A 17,799-nucleotide genomic window follows, 5' to 3' on the forward strand; every position below is an offset into this window, starting at 1 on the left:
ATCATGCGCACCAAGATGAAGTGTTCTGTCATTGCTGCACTGCTGGTCATATTTGCCGCAGGACCGGCCTTGGCTGAAGGCACAGCGCTCACACTCGCTGAAGCCATCGCCAGGGCCCGGAACCAGGCGCCACAATTGCAGGGTGCCGATGCAGCATTGCGCGCGGCAGATGCCAATGTAGGGCTGTCCTCCCTTAGACCGAATCCGACACTGTCCGTCGAGGCCGAAAATGTACTGGGCTCGGGACGCTACGCCGGTTTTGGCGGGGGCGAGAAGACATTTTCGCTATCAATGCCACTGGAGTTGGGCGGCAAGCGGGGCGCGAGGGTGCGCGTGGCAGAAGCCGAGCGTGGCGCGGCACGAATCGGCAGGCAGGTCGCTCAAGCAGACCTGACCTTTCAGATTACCGAAGCCTTCGTTACCCTTGCCGCCAGCGAGAGGTACGTGGAGATCGCGAAAGCCAGCCATGCGCTGGCTGAGCGCGCCCACCATGCTGCCCGTGAGCGCGTACGCGTCGGCAAGGCGTCGCCTATTGAAGAGCAACGGGCCGATGTGCTGCGTATTAACGCAGAAGTTCGGCTGGACAAAGCAATACGCGCCACCCGGCTTGCCAGCGCAACGATTGCACGACTGACAGGCAGCACGACGCCGGTTGCGATTACATCGACCTGGTTCGAACGAACCGACGCAGCGGTGGTTGGGCAGCCGGCAGTCTCGAGCCTGGCGCTCGCCGCTGCCGAGGCCGAGCTGACGGCTGCGAACGCCCGCGTCGACGCGGCCAGGCGCGACCGGATCCCCGACGTGACGCTGACCGCCGGCATGCGTCGCTATGGCGAATCGTCCGAGAAGGCGGCTGTTCTTGCGCTGTCGGTCCCGCTGCCATTATTCAATCCGGGCACCGCCGCGATCGCACGCTCCCGGGCGGAATACGACCGCGCTTCCGCCGCGCGCCGCGCCGTTGCACTGGAATTCGAGCAATCCACCGCGCAAGCGGAAGCCGATGTAGCTGACGCACTGGCCGCTGCACGCGCCGCCACTGGCCCCGCGTTCGCAGCTGCGGAAGAAGCGGCGCGTATCGCGAGGATTGGCTATGCCGAGGGGAAATTCCCGCAACTCGAATTGATCGAAGCCGAACGCTCATTGGCCGCCACGCGCGAAAGCTCAGTCGACGCTCTCGCCGCACTACACACAGCCCGGGCACGTCTCGCCCGGCTACAAGGTTCCAACTCTCCAATTTATAAGGATTGACCATGCAAGCGGTATTTCGATCCGGCCTTTGCGCCGCGATGATCCTGTTGGGCGCATGTTCCCCCAAACAAGAGCCAGCTAATTCCAAAGAAGCCGCAGAGCAAAGCGAGAAAGCGTCGAGCGAAAAGGGCGAGAAGGAAGAGAAGGAAGAGAAGGAAGAAAAAGGTCGACCTGAACCCAAGGCCGGGGAAGGAGGCGAAGCTGCCGAGAAGGAAGGCGAGTCCGAGGCCAGGGAAGACTTCGTTACGCTGTCAGATCAGCAGATCCGGGCTGCAGGAATCGAGGTCATGCCGGTTCGCCAGTCCTTCGCTGGCGCGGTCGAGGCGCCGGCAGTGATCGCCGCGGACCCCAGGCATGCGGCCGTTGTTTCCAGTTCCGTCGGCGGCCGGGTAGTCGAGATCCGACGCAACCTTGGCGACCCGGTCGCGCGCGGGGATGTACTCGCCGTGATCGAGAGCCGGGACGTCGCCCAGCTCAGGGCCGATGTCGAAATCGCCAAGCGGCAGCACGAGCTGGCCCAGGCTACCTCCGCCCGCGAAGAACGTCTGTACGGCGAAAAAGTCACCTCACGTCAGGAATTCGAGATCGCGCGTAATGCTTCCCTGGAAGCGCGAACCCGTCTGCGCCTGGCCGAGCAGCAGCTCGCTGCCGCAGGAGGAACAGGTGGGGGGCGGCTCAATCGCCTGATGCTGCGCTCGCCGATCAAAGGTAACGTCACGGCACGGCAAATCGCCCTGGGCGACATCGTAGCGCCGGACGCGCACCTTTTCGAAGTGGCCGATCTCAACGAACTCGCCGTCGAGCTTTCGTTGTCGCCGAACGATGCTGCCCGCGTCACCGTGGGCACCGCGATGGATGTGTCGACTGATGGCCGTACCGGCGCGGGTCGCATTACGCACGTATCGCGCGTGCTCGATCCTGCAACGCGCCAGGTGCGCGCGATCGCACGGCTGTCGAATGGCCAGGGAAACTGGCGCATCGGCGAAACCGTCACGGCATCGATTGCACTCGAGGGTGGTGCCGGCGGCGGCCAGCTGGCGATTCCGAGGACCGCGGTGCAAACCGTCGAGGACAAGCCGAGCGTGTTCGTCCGGGAAAAAGAAGGGTTCGCGATCAAGCACGTTGTCCTCGGCGGTAACGCGGCCGGCTACGTCAAGGTGGCGTCCGGCCTCGGAGGTGACGAACAGATTGCGGTCAGCAATACTTATCTGCTGAAGGCGGAGCATGGCAAGGGAGAGGCAGGGGACGATGACTGATTTCCTCGTTCAACGGCTCCTGAAGGATATCCAACCATGATTGCTCGCATCGTCAACTTTTCCGTTGCGCGGCGGTGGCACGTCCTCATTGCCACGATCCTGCTGTCGATCCTCGGCGCGTTTGCACTGACGCGCCTGCCGATCGACGCCGTACCGGACATTACCAACACGCAGGTGCAGATCAATGTCGTCGCACCGGCGCTCGCGCCGGCCGACGTCGAGCGGCAGGTCACCTATCCGATCGAAACGGCGTTCGCCGGCATACCCGGGCTGGAATCCACGCGCTCGCTGACCAGGCATGGATTTGCACAGGTAACGACGGTCTTCAAAGATGGCACGGATATCTATTTTGCGCGCCAGCAGATAGCGGAGCGGCTGCGCGCCGTCGAGCGCAGCTTGCCTCCCGGTGCGACCGCCAGCCTGGGCCCAATTGCGACCGGCCTCGGTGATGTCTACATGTGGACGGTGGAATACGCCGCCAAGCCGACTCCGAAAGCGAACTCGGCGACCGGATTGCAGGCCGATGGCAGCTATATCACCCCGGAAGGGGAAGTGCTGCGCAGCGCTGCCGAGAAGGCCACCTACCTGCGCACGGTGCAGGACTGGATCGTCGCACCGCAGCTCAAGAATACAGAAGGGCTGGCGGGCGTCGACGTCATCGGGGGCTACGTCAAGCAGTATGTGGTCACGCCGGATCCGCAACGACTTGCGGCCCTGGGAATCAGCCTGACGATGCTGGGCGAGGGGCTCGAGCGCAACAACACGAGCGCTGGCGCCGGCGTGGTCATCCAGAACGGAGAGGCTCTTACAGTCAAGGCCGACGCCCGCATCACGTCGGCCGAAGAACTGGCGAAAACCGTCATTACTACCCGCAGCGGCACGCCAGTGCTGGTTTCGCATGTCGCTACGGTCGGCCTGGGGCAGGAAGTGCGTTTCGGCTCGGCGTCCGAAGGCGGCCAGGAGGTCGTTGTCGGTACTGCCGTGATGCGCATCGGCGAGAACAGCCGGACGGTCGCCGCGGCCGTGGATGTCCGACTGAAGGAAATTGCACGATCCCTGCCGCCGGACTTGCTGATCCGGCCAGTGCTTGACCGCACCCGGCTGGTCGATGCCACCATCAAGACCGTGGCAACCAACCTCACCGAGGGCGCTCTTCTGGTGATCGCGGTGCTGTTCGCGCTTCTCGGAAACCTGCGGGCGGCGCTGATCGCCGCAGCCGTGATTCCGGTCACCATGCTGATGACCTCGGCAGGCATGCTCGAGGCAGGACTCTCGGCGAACCTGATGAGCCTGGGCGCGCTGGACTTCGGCCTGATTGTCGACGGCGCCGTGATCATCGTGGAGAACGCGCTGCGCCGCATCGCGGAACGCCAGCATCAGACCGGCAGGATACTCACCAAGGCGGAGCGTCTCGATACCGTCGCCGCCGCCGCGCGCGAGATGATCCGGCCAAGCGTCTATGGCCAGGCGATCATCATTCTCGTCTACGTCCCCCTGTTGACCTTCCAGGGGGTGGAAGGGCGGATGTTCGCACCGATGGCGGTAACGGTGATTCTGGCCCTGGTCTTCGCTTTCATCCTCTCGCTCACCTTTGTACCGGCTGCGATCGCGCTCTGGCTTTCGCGCCATGTCGATGAGAAGGAAAACAAGCTGGTCAAGGCCGCCTCGTCGTCCTACGCACCCTGGCTGGACCGTGCGCTCGCCAAGCCCAAGCTGGTCGGCGTGCTCGCGGCTGCCGGTTTCGCAGGCGCGCTCGGTCTGTTCACGACGCTTGGACAGGAATTTCTTCCGACACTAGACGAGCAGGACGTGCTGCTGCAGGTGGCCCGCATTCCGGGAACGTCCCTGGACCAGAGCCAAGCCATGCAGTTTGCCGTCGAGAACGCGGTCGGGAAGCTGCCCGAGGTAAAGCTGGTCTTTTCCAGAACGGGTACGGCTGAACTGGCCGCTGACCCGATGCCACCGAACATCACCGACACCTTTGTCATCGTTAAAGACCGTTCGGAATGGCCGGAACCCGGGATGAGCAAGGCCGAGCTCGTGGAGAAGATCGAGAAAGCGGTCGCAGGCATCCCTGGGCAGAATTACGAGCTGACCCAGCCCATCCAGATGCGCTTCAACGAGCTGCTGGCCGGCGTACGGGGTGACATCGCGGTCAAAGTCTATGGCGACGATTTCGACGCCATGATCCGCACCGCCGAGCAGGTCGCCGAAAAACTGCGTGCTGTCGAGGGCGCGGAAGACGTCCGTGTAGAGCAGGTGCAGGGCCTTCCGCTACTCGATGTCCGGCTGGATCGCGACGCCATGGCCCGGGTCGGGCTGACCGCCCAGGACGTGCACGACACCCTGGCGGCAGCGGTTGCGGGACGTGAGGCCGGGTCGATCTACGAGGGGGACAGGCGTTTCGACGTGGTGGTGAAACTCGGCGAGCAGACCAGGAACGATGTCGAGGCCTTGCGCCTGTTGCCTGTGCTGACGCCAGGCGGCAGCTTCGTTCCACTGGGATCGGTGGCCATGCTGGAGACGGCGAAGGGGCCGAACCAGATCAGCCGCGAGAACGGCAAGCGGCGCGTGGTCGTTCAAGCCAACGTGCGCGGACGTGACATCGCCGGCGTGGTCGGCGAGGCGCGGGCCAGTATCAATGCGGACGTACGGGTGCCCGCCGGCGTATGGCTCGCCTGGGGCGGGCAGTTCGAAAACCTCGAGCGTGCGCGGATGCGCCTGGCGGTTGTGGTACCGGCCTGCTTCGCGCTCATCGTCCTGTTGCTGTACTCGGCCGTCGGTTCCTGGCGCGCTGCCGCGGTCGTGTTCACGGGCGTGCCTCTCGCCCTGATCGGGGGAATCGCCGCACTCTGGCTGCGTGGTCTACCGTTTTCGATTTCGGCAGCCGTTGGATTCATCGCACTGTCGGGCGTCGCCGTCCTCAATGGACTGGTGATGGCTGGTTCGATCGACGACCTGGCGAAACAGCTTCCGTGGGCGCAGGCGGTGCGCGAAGGCGCGCTGCGACGCCTGCGCCCTGTCTTGATGACGGCACTGGTCGCGTCGCTGGGCTTCGTCCCCATGGCACTGGCAACCGGCGCAGGCGCCGAGGTACAGCGCCCGTTGGCCACTGTTGTCATCGGTGGCCTGATCTCCGCGACGATCCTGACGCTGTTCGTGCTGCCGACCCTGTACCAGCGATTCGCCCGGCCGCCCGAGGCCGTGGCGGAGGGAATCTAAGCAGGCCATCAGGGTAGGTACATTTGCGCGCACATTGGAAAGGCATATATGGAAAAGCAATATGACGTGGCGATCGTTGGTGCGGGGTCGGGAGGATATATCGCCGCCATCCGCGCCGGACAACTCGGCTTGCCCGTTGCCTGCATCGCGCACTTGGCCACGGCGACGCACAAGGATTTGTCAAGGTAGTGGCCGACGCCCAGTCGGACCTTGTGCTGGGCGTGCATATCGTCAGTTCGCTCGCGTCGGAAATGATCGGTGAAGCGGCAATGGCGCTCGAGTTTTCCGCGCCTTCAGAAGACATTGCCCGGATCTGCCATGCGCACCCGACTTTGTATGAAGCAACCAGAGAAGCAGAGCTCGCTGTGGACAAACGCGCGCTCAACCTCTGATCGTGAACTTTGAAGGAATTACATAGTGACCAAACCTTTGAAACCCCTCGCTGCCGTAGTGTTCGCCGGGTTGATCGCCACTGTTGACCTGGCCACCAAGGCTGCGATCGTGGAGCGGCTGGCCTACGGTCAGCAGATCGAGTTGTTACCGTCCTTGAACATCGTCCATGTGATCAACCAGGGTGCAGCCTTCGGGCTTCTCGCCACGGCCGGCGGATGGCAACGCTACCTGTTCATCGTGGTGGCCGTACTCGCGTCGATCCTGATCGTTCGGATGATCAGGAAACCGGAAACGGGCTCCGCCGAAAGGATCGGTCTGGCGATGATCCTTGGCGGAGCGGTCGGCAATCTGGTTGACCGAACCGCGCGGATGGGCGTGGTTGACTGGATCGACGTGTATGTCGGGGTGCATCACTGGCCAGCCTTCAACATCGCCGATATCGGCATCACGCTCGGCGCTGCGATCATCGTGTTGCACGCACTGTTTGGTGTCCGCGCGGCAGCTCCGGCCGCCGACAAGACCCGATAGTCTTCCGGCTGCTGCGGCCCGACCAGTGTGGTGCGCCGGCGCCGCGGCGACAGGTCTGAACAGGGCCATGATCCGGCGTCGACAGAACAAAGATAATCAGATCTACAACAAATCGAGACCCATGTTTTCGCTCGGCGCGCGTTGTAAAATTTACCATCCTCCAGTGTTCTCTTCTCTGACCAAACAGCCAACAACTCCATGAAGCGCATATTTCTGATTATATTGCTTGCGCTTTTGCCGTTACAGTCTGGCTGGGCGGCAGGATGGTGCGTGATTTCCGAAGACGCGTCGATCGCCGCAGCGGTATCCGACATAACCGATGCTGAAAATCCAATTAAATCCCCGTTCGACTCTGGTTGCAGCGCGGCTTGTGTTTCGGCATGCGACTTGCAGCCGTTTGACAGCGGTTTTTCGGTGCTCAAGTGGTCGGAGCTGTCGCGCTCTTTTCCCGCTAGTCTCAATCAACTGAATTACCAGTCTCCGATACTCGACGGCTTGATACGGCCAAAATAGATCTGATCATTCCAGCCGGCAAATAGAGCCTGCGCCTGGTGGTTAACTCCATCATTCGACAAATCAAGCCATCGTTTCGCCAAGCCGAAGCACAGTTGTGCGGGTCATGGACGAAACCCGTACCGTAGCAATTTGCTCTCCTCGGCGATTCAGGCGACCCGATGATGGCACGAAGCGACGTCGGGGCGGACTTGATTCGAGCAGCGAAACCAGGCATTCAAGATATTCGCCAGCTAAACCCATTGCGTGCATACATGCCTTGCTCACGACCATAGCGGCCCAGAACTGGTCATGTCGAGAGCGAGTGCGTTCAACAAGCCATACTTTTAAAAGGAACTTTCAATGAAGACTCATATTAATTCCGTATTCGCCGTACTCCTCGCATGCGTATTCGTGCCGTTTGGAGCCCAAGCCAACGCTGGACAGGTGCCTGCTGAGATCGCCACGGAAGCGAAGACAGGAAGGGAAGCACCGTTCGGATACTCCTCCAATACGGCGCCCGAACGCGTTATCACAGTAATGCCTGGCAAGCCCAGATCGATCCATGTCAAGCGACTCGAGACTGTCCTTATCGTGGACGGTCCAAGAAGCGTTACCTGGACGTTCGATACCCTCGGTGTACCGGTGATTCCGCTGGCGGACATCCTCCCCAACGCAACAAAGGTAAAGATTTATGTTGAGGAAAATCCGATGTACGCCAATTAAGCGCTGCTCTCGGTGATCTTACAGATCACCATTTCTCGTTCGATGCCGTACGCGGCATCGAACCTGGAGAATATCCTTCTTTTTTCTGAGCAGGACACATGCCGCTACTTTGGTCGGGCTTCCTTCGCTTCCGAGAGGATTTCATATCCTCCTTTTGCAGCAATAAACGAAACCACTGTTCCAAGCAGCAGGTCGGGAATGTTAGATTTTGTCCACATCACCAACGCGCCCGATACCACGATCGCCCCATTTACGATTGAATCGTTATTCGTGAAAATAGCGGACGCTTTGAAGTTGACGTCCTGGCCGCGATGCTGCTTCAAGAGCCGGATGCAATAAATGCTAAGAAACGCATTTGCAGCGGCCATCCCCATCATGGCAGGTCCCAACGGAGCTTCACCGCCGAGGAAGCGACGGACAACCTCTATCAGCAACAGACAGGCAAATCCAATGAGGAGCCATCCGGACAATTGGGCTGCACGCGTCTTGATCGCGTCGGACCTGCCGACAGCGTACAGACTCACACCGTAGACGGCGGCATCCCCCAAGTTATCGAGGCCAGCGCCGATCACCGCGGTTGATGATGCCCAGGTGCCCCCACAACGCCGGCCAGGCACTGCCCCAGATTGATCAGTAAGACCTTCCATAGGATGCTGCGATCACGCTCGTTAGCAGCGTCCAGGCTTGGTTCGTCAGGGCTATCGTTCTTACTGTCCTTCATTTGCCCTCCGTAAGATATCAGAGGGAAGCACGCGTGGTCAGGCATCGTCAGGGCCAGGCGCTGCCGGCTGGATTAGAACAAGGACAGAATGGCCCATTCTACAGCGAACGCTCACCATTCTTGCCGCATGGGGTTATGGCTTTTTGCGGGAATGCTTCAGCACCTGCACGACTTTCGGCAATGCCCCATTTTCACATGTGGGCGGGGATATCTCGACCTTATCGTCAAGCTGGACCTCGATTGAGTCTGGTACTAATACGCTTACATATCTGTATGACCGGAGGTGAGGGGTTGTAATCAGCGCGTATCGATGGCTGGCAATCTCCGTGTCGCTGAGATTTGCCAAGCAGGCTGGGCGATTCGCGGTTAGCCTCTCTGCCGTATAAAGTTCGGTAACCCAGCCGGTTTTGCTGTTCGGCCCTAACCTTGGGTCGGCACAGCCGCCCAAGAGAACGAGCGCAGCAAATGGAACACTAAAGATTGTCTTGCTGATCATGATTGCTCCTTGTCAAGCTGACTATCTGCGGGCTTTTACCAAGTTGAATCCAAAACCAAGGCCAGCTGCGAGAAGCAGGGCCAGCTGCGCTGCATAAGTCTGTATCGTCGGGTAGAGGCCGAGAACCGGCATGCGCGGTCCCGTGACGGGTGTGGCCGTCAGCCATCCGGCTTCCTGCAGCCCTGCGATCCCTTTTCCGACCAGGACAACCGCCAGGGCAGCCACCAGCACGGAGCTGAACGAGAAGAATTTACCGATCGGCATGCGTGCACTGGTACGCAGGAAAATCACAGCAATCACCGACAGCAGGACCAGGCCCGTAACGAATCCTGTCAATAGTGCAGGGCCGTTGCCGTCGGCCGCGAGCGCCGAGTAGAACAGGACTGTTTCAAAGACTTCCCGGTACACCGCGATGAAGGCGAGGGCAAACAATGCCCATGCGGAGCGTTTTTCCATCGCTGCAGTCAGATGCTGCCTGAGATAGGCCTGCCACTGTCCGGCCTGGCCTTTCTGGTGCATCCATAGCCCAACCGACAGCAATACCGCCGCGGCGAAGAGCGAAGACAGGCCTTCGGTCACTTCGCGGCTTGCGCCACTGATGCTGACCACATAGGTGGCGACCAGCCATGTCAAGGCGCCGGCGGCCAGCGCCGAAACCCAGCCGGCGTGCACGTAGCGCAACGCCTGAGGACGCTCCGCTTTGCGCAGGAACGCGACCATCGCGATCACGATCAACAGCGCTTCGACACCTTCACGCAGGAGAATGGTCAGCGCGCCCACGAACACCGTCGTCGCGTCGGTCTTGTTCGCGCCGGTAAGGTCCTCGACACGTACGAAATACGCGTCCAGTTGCTGGGCGTATTCGGTCGCACGCGATACGTTGCCTTGTGCGACCGCGCCTCGATATAGCTGCATGGTTCGTTCCACGTCGACCAAAAGCTGGCGGTCGGTCGCGTCGAGCGTTGCCTCGAGTGGCTCGAAGCCGTCCAGGTAGGCCGATAAAGCGAGCTCGGTGGCCTTCGCCCGCTGATTGTTCTCTAAGGCATTCAGGCTGTCTTGCAGCAGCTTGCGCGCAAGGGCGATGCCCGTGCGTTCCTGCTGCGCCCGTACCGTTTCGGGATGGGTGCGGGCGTACGCCAGAATCGTTCGCGCGGTTGCCGGCGACGTTGCTTTTGCCAGCTCTTCTTCGGTTGCCGTCACCAGCGTGTTCATGTCGGAAATCGTGGCGGACGCGGCTTTGTTCTGTGCGAATGCAGACTCTCCAGCTGCGATATCCGTGTCCTTGAACGCCAGGGTGCCGACATGAAACGCCAGAGACCAACGGTCATGCTCGGACAAGCTTGCAAAGGCCGGCATCGAGGTGCCTTCAACACCCTGGCTGATCACCTGGTACAGGGCCATGAGTGACCGGGAACGGGCTCTTTCCTCATCCGTAAACGCGATCGGCTTGGGTTCGAGCTTGGCTGCGAGAGCCCCATCGCCGGCGCCGGTCGCGCCGTGGCATGAAGCGCATTGCGCCTGATACAGCGCCGCACCGCGGGCCAGATCGGGCATGGCGCGCGGCGCAACAGGGAAAGGGTAGGCCTGCAGCAGCAACCGGTTTGCCTCCCGCGCAAGCTGGGAAACCTGTTGCGGCGAGTCTTTCCGTTCGACCGCCTGCTTCAGTCTCGAGGCGGCAGCTGCCAGCTCTGCGTGCAAGGGATGCGGAGGCAATGCCTGCACCTGGTTCTGTGCCCGCGTCGAGAACTCCCGCATTTCGCGATATTCAAGTTCGCTGATAATCGCGCCGTTCTGGACGGCGCCAGCGTAGTCTACGGCGACATAGTCGAGCAACTGCCAGAGCTGGCGGACTTCTGCTTCTCGCGATGTGGGATTTGCGTGGGTCGCGCCGATCACGCAACCAAAGAACACGACGAGGGCTATCAGCCGACGCCAAATGGAGTACTTCATATCAGGGCACTTGTCTTCATGTACGAGAGCCTGACATTTAACACCTTCTAGCTACTTGAAGGTCAAGCGCATTATCCCTGCTGTCGCTGCCTGGGGCGGAAAGATCGGACTAACCAATGGTGCCAGGTCTTCCTGGCTCGTCGCAGGCTTCAGAAGTGCCGAGCGCATGCAGGATCTCGCATGGGCCCGTGCTGTCGGTGGCGACGCAGCGGCTCCGGAGGTCCCTGAGCTGCGTCTCCAATATCGACAGGTTTGCTATTCGGTCGACGATGTGCCCGATGTGTTTGTCGAGGAGCGCGTTGACGTCCTGGCAGTTTTGTCCGGGGGCGTCGCGAAAATCGAGCAGCGTACGGATCTCATCGAGTGTCATGTCCAGGGCGCGGCAGTGCCGGATGAATAGCAAGCGCTCGGCATGAAGCTCGTTATAGGCCCGATAATTGTTCGACGACCGGTCGGGCGGGGCAAGCAGGCCAATCCGCTCATAGTAGCGGACGGTTTCAACCAGGCAGCCTGAGCGTTCTGCCAATTCTCCAATTTTCAAGAAAAATCCCGGTATGTTGGTTTAGTGCTTGACCCTGTACCCGCTACAGGGTGTTCAATGCAAACTATACACAGTTCTCAAGGAGTCGTCATGTCGGAATGCCAGGCCAAGTCATGCTGCGCGAAGTCTGCGCCAATCGAGACCACGGGTACCTCGCCTTTAGCCCAGGACCGTTCGCTGCTCATTCGCATCGATCAGATGGACTGCCCGACGGAAGAAGGACTGCTGCGGCAAGCGCTTGGGCGTATTGAAGGCGTCGGAAGGCTGGAGTTCAATCTTGTCCAACGCAGGTTGCGGGTGGAGCACAGCCTCGGCGACCCACAGCCGATCCTCGCGGCGGTGCGTGCGGTCGGCATGGACCCGGTGGTGGAACAAGCCGGTGACCAAAGCGGGGCAGCGGCCGGTACCGTCTTCCGGATCGAAAACATGGATTGCCCCACCGAGGAGGCGCTCATCCGTAGCAAGCTGTCCGGCCTGCCGCAAGTTGAACAGCTCGACTTCAATCTCGTCCAGCGCCGTTTGAGCGTCAGACACAGCGGGCCAGCAACGGCGGTCCAGGATGCACTGACGTCCATCGGCATGCAGGCGGTGCTCGTTGCGGCTGGACAAGGACGAGCCGAGGCGGTGCCATCCACTTCCCGAAAGCGGCAGTATGCGACGCTTGCACTTGGGTTGGCCGCGGCGGTAGGTGCCGAGGTCATTGCATGGACGACGGGCGATGAGAACTGGTGGCCAGTCATGCTGCTATCGCTGATCGCGATTGCGACGACGGGCCTGGGGGTGTACAAGAAAGGCTGGATCGCGCTCAAGAACCGCAATCTCAATATCAATGCCCTGATGTCGATCGCGGTGACGGGTGCCGTGCTGATCGGCCAGTGGCCGGAAGCGGCGATGGTGATGGTGCTGTTCGCGATTGCCGAGATGATAGAGGCGCGTTCGCTCGACCGGGCAAGAAACGCCATCCAGGGCCTGATGGCATTGACGCCCGAGCGGGTCAGCGTGCGCCTGGACGACGGTAGCTGGGACGAACAGGACGCCACCACAGTCGCGATCGGCGCCTTGGCCCGTGTCGCGCCCGGCGAGCGGATTGCCCTGGACGGGGAAGTGACCTCTGGCCAGTCTTCCGTCAACCAGGCGCCGATTACGGGCGAGAGCATGCCGATACCAAAAACGGTCGGCGACAAGGTGTTCGCCGGCACGATCAACGAAACCGGGTCTTTCGAATACCGCGTCACCGCGGGTCACAGCAACTCGACCCTGTCGCGCATCATCCGCGCGGTCGAGGACGCGCAGGGCAGCCGTGCCCCGACCCAGCGTTTCGTCGACCGGTTCTCCAGCATCTACACCCCTATCGTATTCGCCATCGCGCTTGCAGTTGCTCTCGTGCCGCCGCTCGTGCTGGGCGCCGAATGGATGCCCTGGATCTACAAGGCACTCGTGCTGCTCGTGATTGCCTGCCCCTGCGCCCTGGTGATCTCGACTCCGGTGACTGTGGTGAGCGGCCTGGCTGCCGCAGCACGCGCCGGCATCCTTATCAAGGGCGGCGTCTACCTGGAGCAGGGCGGCAAACTGCGCTCGCTCGCGCTCGACAAGACCGGTACGATCACCCAGGGCAAACCCGAGGTGACGGACGTGTTACCCCTGCAAGGCAATGCACAGACTCATCTGCAGCTTGCGGCCGCGCTCGCGGACCGGTCCGACCATCCGGTATCGACCGCAGTTAGCCGCCACTGGAAAAACTCCGGCCAGGGACTCCCCCTGGCTTCCGTGACCGAGTTCGAGGCGCTAACCGGCCGAGGCACAAAAGGGCGGATTGACGGGAAGTGGTACTACCTTGGCAATCACCGCCTGGTCGAAGAGCTCGGCATCTGCAGCGCCGCGACGGAAAGCGTCCTGTCGAAGCTGGAGGGTGAAGGCAAGACGGCGGTTGTCCTGTGCGATGAAACGTCGCCACTGCTGGTGATCGGGGTGGCCGATACCATCCGTGAAACCAGTCGCGAAGCGCTGGCCCAGCTTCATCAGTTGGGAATCCGGACGGTCATGCTCACCGGCGACAATGCGGTGACGGCCGCGGCGATCGCAAGGCAGGTCGGCATCGACGACGCCCGGGGGAACATGCTGCCCGAGGACAAGCTCGCTGCCATCAATGACGAGATCGCGCGATTCGGCACTGTCGGCATGGTAGGGGACGGTATTAACGATGCGCCGGCGCTGGCCAAGGCCGATATCGGGTTTGCAATGGGCGCCGCGGGCACGGACACCGCCATCGAAACGGCCGACGTCGCGCTGATGGACGACGACCTGCGCAAGATTCCTCAATTCATCCGCCTGAGCAGGCAGGCCGCCGCCATCCTGAAGCAGAATATTGTCGCAGCCCTGACGATCAAGGCAGTGTTCCTGGTCCTGGCGATCGCCGGTTCGGCCACCCTGTGGATGGCCGTGTTTGCGGACATGGGCGCAAGCTTGCTCGTTGTATTCAACGGGCTTCGGCTGCTTAAGGTACGGGAAGCACGCAGCCAGGTCAGCGGTCAGGCAGGCGCCGGCTCCCCAAGGCGGACGTTGCGAGCCGGCTGAGCTACACCAATGCGATAACGATATGGATGACAATGATGGGGGAGGGCAACAACATGCGCTCCTCACCCATCAACATAGTCCCACGTTACACCTCGGTCAGGGCTGCGAATCAGGTGGCCGTTCATTGCCCCGTACAGCTTTCCGGAAGGCGTGCTCACCAGCGCGGTAATCAATGCTACGGGAGACGCCATCCGGATCCAGTCATCGCCCCCGTCAGGACTGATAAACAATCCTTCGCGCCCGGCAGTGTAGACGCGCTCCCGCCAGTCGACATCGGTGGCCACGACGCGCAGATCGGTCGCAAGCCGGCCTGCGTTATGCCATCCGCAGAAACAGTCCATGGTGCGACGCACACCCTGACGCGTAGCGGCAAATAGCCAGCCGGTTCCGATTCCACTCGGCATGCTCGAATGTACGAGTTGTACGACCGTTTCGCGGGGGCCGCGATCCACGAGATGCCAGCTTGCGCCGGCATTTTGACTGCGGAAAATACCTTTGCCGGCAATGTATGCAAAGACGGTACGCGCCAGACCGGAATGTGCGTCAAGCGTGACAACGGTAGTAGCAGGCAGGCCCCTATTGCGCGACGCCCAGGTTCGCCCACCATCCTGGCTACGCCAAACGCCTGAGCCTGCAACGGAGACATAGATCGTTTTGGCGCTACCTGCGGAGATCGACACTGCCGCAATGTCACCTTTTGCGGTGACCGGAAATGCCACCGGAATCCAGGTTCGCCCCTCGTCCCGGCTGCGAGCAAGCGATGTTGCCGTCGCTTTCCAAAGCGTGTGACTGGCGTCGTCGAACTCAAGTGACACGATCGTTGCTAGCCTCGTGCGTAGCCCGGTCGGTTCAGCCGCGTTCGACAACCGTGCTAGCTGAACAGAGATGAACACTAGGCCCAACAGCGACAAAAAACGTGCGTTTTTCTGTCCGGTAGTCATGATGACTTGTTCTCGGCCGAGTCACTGCGGTTGTATGGCCCAAGCTTTGCTAGATACCTCAGCAAAAGTCTCCGGCCAGCCAGTGTGGCGGGTTAGCCCAGGGATAAGGGGCACGCCGCGCCGCCGCTCTCGTAGGGAACAGGATAGCAGTTCCGCGAGCTACACGTGCCTTGCAGGGATGGTTCTATAAAGATCGAACCAACTCAGCCTGTGAGCCCATCCTGTTGGGCATAATTCGATGGTTGCAGGGCCCGCTCCACCAGCTCGATCAGGATATGAATGACCTTGATATGGAGTTCCTGCACCCGATCAGCGTAGCGTCCGGCGCTCGTGCAGATGCAGACATCCGCACATTGCTCGAGTTGCGATCCCGACCGTCCAGTCAGCCCGACTACCCTCATACCCTTGGCGCGGGCTGCTTGCGCAGCAAGGACAACGGAAGGACTACTCCCGCTCGTGCTGATTGCGAACAGGACGTCGCCAGGGCCACCGTTGCCCTCGACGAAGCGGGCGAAGACCTGGTCGTAGCCATAGTCGTTGGCGACGCAGGTGATGTAGCTCGGGTCGCTGATGGCCACTGCCGCCATCGCGGGTCGATTCTCGCGGAACCGTCCTGACAACTCTTCGGCCAGGTGCATCGCGTCGCACATCGAGCCGCCGTTTCCACACGAGATGACACGCCGCCCACCACGTAGCGAGTCGATGAGGAGGGCGGCCCCTGCCTCGATATTTGCGAGCTGGGTGGCGTCGTTGATCAGGTGATCGAGCGCTTCGCGCGCCTCGACGAGGTTTGCCCTGATATGGTCGATCATCGCTTTTCTCCTTCATGCTCATGGTGGCCGGCGTGCTCCGTATGCTCGGCATGGTCGTGACCTGCTGCCGGACCGAAGCTGTGCTCATCGATTGCCTGCTCGCACGGCGTCGTCTCGATCTGGATGGTGCTGTGATGGATGTCGTACTTGTTCGCGACAAGCTGGCGGACGGCGAGCAACAGGACCTGTGGATCGGCGACGTCGGCACGCTGGACCACATGTACCGTCAGGCTGGCTTTGCCGCTTGTAATCGACCACACATGCAGGTCGTGCACGCTCGCCACGCCCGGTACGCCGGCGATCGCTTGCTTGACTTCGTCGATGCCGAGCCCCTCGGGAACGCCCTCGAGCAGCACGTTCATGCTCGCCTTGAGCAGCGTCCAGGTGCGCGGCAATACCCAGAGGCCGATGGCAACGGCGATGGCCGAGTCGACCCAGGCCCAGCCGGTGTACCGGATCACGAGGGCGCCGATGATGACGCCGATCGAACCGAGCATGTCGCTCCATACTTCAAGGTAGGCGCCCTTGATGTTCAGGCTGCTATCTTTGCCGCTGGAGAGCAGCCGCATGCTGATGAGGTTGACGACGAGGCCGAACGCAGCCACTAGCAGCATCGTCCCCGATTCGATTTCCGGCGGGTTGTTCAGGCGCTGGTACGCTTCGTACAGGATGTACATCGCCACCAGGAGCAGCAGGATGGCATTGAGGGCGGCGGCGAGGATTTCGAAGCGGTAGTACCCGAAGGTGCGCTCGCTGTCTGCCGGACGCTTGCCGATGCGGATCGCGGCAAGCGAGATCGCCAGCGCTGCACTGTCGGTGAACATGTGCGCAGCATCCGAGATCAGTGCAAGGCTGTTGGTGAGGATGCCCCCGATAATTTCAGCGGTCAGAAATGCCGTGGTGAGGATGAGCGCAATCCAGAGAGGTCGTTCGTTCTGGCCTGGCTGTGCTGCATGAGAATGTCCTGAACCCATCGTTTTCCCCTTGTGTGTGATTATGATTGTGCTGCCTGCCGGGCGCGCATTACTTTCGCTTTGCCTTCGGTCTTGAACCCTTGCGCGGTTTCGTCCTTGCGGAATTGTTTCGATCCTTGTACTTGAGCCAACCGAAGAACAGCATAATCACGCCGAACAAAACCAGGCCTCCGATTCCGATCACTTCGAACAGGTAATCATGTGCTGCCTCAGCCGGCTGTTGTTGTAGTTTCATTTATTGCCTCCTTCGATATCAATCGACGCACCGTCCGTTTGACAGCAGTTCAATCCAGCGTCCGCCCCAGATAAATCAGCGTACGCACGCAAAGCATCAATACGATGGCGAGACCGGCGAGCGCGTCCAGCCTTCCCGCATCAGCGCCCAATCCACTAATGGCGATGCCGAGCGCAGCCGCAGTCGGTGCTGCAGACAGCAGCGCATCGGCCCTGTCGCTTCCGCCGCGGACATGAGCAGACGAGCGCGTTAGCGCAGCAGTGGTGGCCGCAGCGAGTGCACCAGGTGCCGCAAAGCCGGCCATCGTCATGGCATCGAGAGACTCGACGTGAAACAGGCCGTGCGCACCCTGCGCCGTCACGACTATGGCGAGCACCACGCAACACGCCCAAAGGATGAGCTGCACAGCTGAGAACATCGCATCACGGGCTCTGGACCGGGTCAGCTCGTCCGTCATCTCTTTCGAGGTCAGCCGAAATCCGATACTGGCCACATGATGTGAGGCTGCTCCCATCAGGACGACGCTTTCAAGAACGATTCCCCCAGTCGCGCAGCTCACGAGAGCAATCCCGTGGGCAGCCAGGTCCAGCTTGACAAGTCGACGGGTGCTGCGAGCGCACCCCTTCCGGTTGTCTCGACGCATTTTGTCCTCCCTGGCTGGGCCGCAAGAAATCCTCGCGGCCCAGTACG

General features: G+C 61.2%; 14 protein-coding genes and 2 pseudogenes. 8 read left to right on the forward strand and 8 right to left on the reverse strand.

Annotated features, from left to right (window positions below):
- Nucleotides 1-3: 3 nt before the first annotated feature.
- The 7 genes and pseudogenes from FVD38_RS17060 to FVD38_RS17090 all read left to right on the forward strand — a co-directional run bounded on the left by FVD38_RS17060 (nt 4) and on the right by FVD38_RS17090 (nt 7,865).
- On the forward strand, nt 4-1,248 hold the full coding sequence (locus tag FVD38_RS17060) for a TolC family protein (RefSeq protein WP_222706936.1): 1,245 nt from the start codon (nt 4-6) through the stop codon (nt 1,246-1,248).
- Nucleotides 1,249-1,250: 2 nt separating this feature from the next.
- Nucleotides 1,251-2,504: an efflux RND transporter periplasmic adaptor subunit gene (locus FVD38_RS17065; protein ID WP_147935922.1), complete on the forward strand. Its 1,254-nt coding sequence runs from the start codon at nt 1,251-1,253 to the stop codon at nt 2,502-2,504.
- Between the two features lie 36 nt (nt 2,505-2,540).
- Complete coding sequence (locus FVD38_RS17070; RefSeq protein WP_147935923.1) at nt 2,541-5,726, forward strand: efflux RND transporter permease subunit; 3,186 nt, start codon at nt 2,541-2,543, stop codon at nt 5,724-5,726.
- 146 nt (nt 5,727-5,872) lie between these two features.
- Nucleotides 5,873-6,118, forward strand: a pseudogene (locus FVD38_RS17075) (oxidoreductase dimerization domain-containing protein); the annotation flags it as partial.
- A 25-nt stretch (nt 6,119-6,143) separates the two neighbouring features.
- Nucleotides 6,144-6,647: a signal peptidase II gene (gene lspA / locus FVD38_RS17080; protein ID WP_222706937.1), complete on the forward strand. Its 504-nt coding sequence runs from the start codon at nt 6,144-6,146 to the stop codon at nt 6,645-6,647.
- A 270-nt stretch (nt 6,648-6,917) separates the two neighbouring features.
- Nucleotides 6,918-7,160: a hypothetical protein gene (locus FVD38_RS17085; protein WP_147935925.1), complete on the forward strand. Its 243-nt coding sequence runs from the start codon at nt 6,918-6,920 to the stop codon at nt 7,158-7,160.
- Between the two features lie 342 nt (nt 7,161-7,502).
- Entirely contained in the window at nt 7,503-7,865 is a 363-nt protein-coding gene (locus FVD38_RS17090; protein ID WP_147935926.1) for a CzcE family metal-binding protein, read from the forward strand.
- Nucleotides 7,866-7,969: 104 nt separating this feature from the next.
- Here FVD38_RS17090 and FVD38_RS17095 read toward each other — a convergent pair.
- From FVD38_RS17095 to cadR, 3 genes and pseudogenes are all read right to left on the reverse strand, one after another.
- Nucleotides 7,970-8,586, reverse strand: a pseudogene (locus FVD38_RS17095) (cation efflux transmembrane domain-containing protein).
- A 517-nt stretch (nt 8,587-9,103) separates the two neighbouring features.
- Entirely contained in the window at nt 9,104-11,032 is a 1,929-nt protein-coding gene (locus FVD38_RS17100; RefSeq protein WP_147935927.1) for a cytochrome c/FTR1 family iron permease, read from the reverse strand.
- Nucleotides 11,033-11,141: 109 nt separating this feature from the next.
- Complete coding sequence (cadR, locus tag FVD38_RS17105) at nt 11,142-11,573, reverse strand: Cd(II)/Pb(II)-responsive transcriptional regulator (RefSeq protein WP_147935928.1); 432 nt, start codon at nt 11,571-11,573, stop codon at nt 11,142-11,144.
- A gap of 90 nt (nt 11,574-11,663) precedes the next feature.
- Here cadR and FVD38_RS17110 point away from each other — a divergent pair, with 90 nt between their 5' ends.
- A complete protein-coding gene (locus tag FVD38_RS17110; protein ID WP_147935929.1) occupies nt 11,664-14,147 on the forward strand; it encodes a heavy metal translocating P-type ATPase in 2,484 nt (827 codons plus the stop codon).
- Nucleotides 14,148-14,209: 62 nt separating this feature from the next.
- Here the strand turns inward: FVD38_RS17110 and FVD38_RS17115 are convergent, their stop codons facing one another.
- The 5 genes from FVD38_RS17115 to FVD38_RS17135 all read right to left on the reverse strand — a co-directional run bounded on the left by FVD38_RS17115 (nt 14,210) and on the right by FVD38_RS17135 (nt 17,752).
- On the reverse strand, nt 14,210-15,088 hold the full coding sequence (locus tag FVD38_RS17115; RefSeq protein ID WP_147935930.1) for a WD40/YVTN/BNR-like repeat-containing protein: 879 nt from the start codon (nt 15,086-15,088) through the stop codon (nt 14,210-14,212).
- A gap of 203 nt (nt 15,089-15,291) precedes the next feature.
- Nucleotides 15,292-15,900, reverse strand: a complete 609-nt coding sequence (locus FVD38_RS17120) for an SIS domain-containing protein (RefSeq protein WP_147935931.1) — start codon at nt 15,898-15,900, stop codon at nt 15,292-15,294.
- A complete protein-coding gene (locus tag FVD38_RS17125; protein ID WP_147935932.1) occupies nt 15,897-16,874 on the reverse strand; it encodes a cation diffusion facilitator family transporter in 978 nt (325 codons plus the stop codon). The genes FVD38_RS17120 and FVD38_RS17125 overlap by 4 nt, the downstream gene beginning before the upstream one ends.
- A gap of 49 nt (nt 16,875-16,923) precedes the next feature.
- Nucleotides 16,924-17,109 carry a hypothetical protein gene (locus FVD38_RS17130; protein WP_147935933.1) on the reverse strand — a complete coding sequence of 62 codons (186 nt, stop codon included), beginning with the start codon at nt 17,107-17,109 and terminating at the stop codon, nt 16,924-16,926.
- A 49-nt stretch (nt 17,110-17,158) separates the two neighbouring features.
- Nucleotides 17,159-17,752 carry a hypothetical protein gene (locus FVD38_RS17135; RefSeq protein WP_147935934.1) on the reverse strand — a complete coding sequence of 198 codons (594 nt, stop codon included), beginning with the start codon at nt 17,750-17,752 and terminating at the stop codon, nt 17,159-17,161.
- Nucleotides 17,753-17,799 lie beyond the last annotated feature (47 nt).

The sequence above is a fragment of the Massilia arenae genome (assembly GCF_008014745.1).
GTDB classification, from domain to species: domain Bacteria; phylum Pseudomonadota; class Gammaproteobacteria; order Burkholderiales; family Burkholderiaceae_D; genus Telluria; species Telluria arenae.